The 417-nt window shown below is 71.5% G+C and carries 1 protein-coding gene; it reads right to left on the reverse strand.

Annotation, left to right across the window (positions count from 1 at the left end; genetic code table 11):
* Window positions 1–417 (reverse strand): hypothetical protein (locus D7Y13_RS46545; protein ID WP_208734700.1); only part of this gene is annotated, 417 nt, incomplete at both ends.

Raw genomic sequence — 417 nt, forward strand, 5'->3', positions numbered from 1 at the left:
GTACATGAACCGGCCGTCCACGTAGCAGAAGCCGGGGATCTCCGTCTTCGCCCCGATCAGCGGCAGGCAGTCGCCGCAGTCGCAGCGGGAGCGGCCCTCGACGAGATGCTCGGTGCGGTGCTGGCCGGAGGTGTGGTGGATCAGCTCCGCCAGGGCCGGGTCCAGCGTCGGCGGATCCAGGTCCTTCGGCAGCGAGTATGCCCAGATGTTCTGCCCAGTCGCCGTGGGTGAGGCCGCCAGGTGCCCCGGGAGCGCCTTCGCCAGGACCTGCGAGAGCAGCTGCATCGCCTCCCGGGCCGACGCCGGGGCGATGCCGTCCGTGCCGAACCACTCCCGTGCGACGCGGACCTCGACCTTCTGGCCGGCGGCGGCGCTGACGAACCGTCCGGTGGGCGGCCGGTCGTCCTTGATGTAGTG

The sequence above is a fragment of the Corallococcus praedator genome (genome assembly GCF_003612125.1).
In the GTDB taxonomy this organism is placed as follows: domain Bacteria; phylum Myxococcota; class Myxococcia; order Myxococcales; family Myxococcaceae; genus Corallococcus; species Corallococcus praedator.